1 protein-coding gene is annotated in these 255 nt (G+C 62.7%); it reads right to left on the bottom strand.

The genetic code is table 11. The features are described from left to right. The coding region (locus G8767_RS35470; RefSeq protein ID WP_166814327.1) for an IS30 family transposase at positions 1 to 255 on the bottom strand (255 nt) is incomplete at both ends.

Below are 255 nucleotides of genomic sequence, written 5' to 3'. Positions count from 1 at the left end.
GGTCTTCTCGTTGGCGTGGACTGTCCCAGTCGAGCACCCGACGAGGCCGATCGTTGAGTCTCGCCGCGATCGAATTCAGGTCCTCCTGGCTGAAAGTGCGCAGGTCAGCGTTCTTGCGCAGGTACTGCCGCAGGAGCCCGTTCGTATTTTCGTTCGTCCCTCGTTGCCACGGATGATGCGGGGCGCAAAAGTAGACGGGCAGGTCGAGTGCTGCGGTGATGCGCTCGTGCGCGGCCATTCCTGTCCCCGATCCCA

Origin of the sequence: Rhodococcus sp. IC4_135 (assembly GCF_011602025.1) — a bacterium.
In the GTDB taxonomy this organism is placed as follows: domain Bacteria; phylum Actinomycetota; class Actinomycetes; order Mycobacteriales; family Mycobacteriaceae; genus Rhodococcus_F; species Rhodococcus_F baikonurensis.
This window is presented reverse-complemented; position numbering and strand designations above follow the sequence as displayed.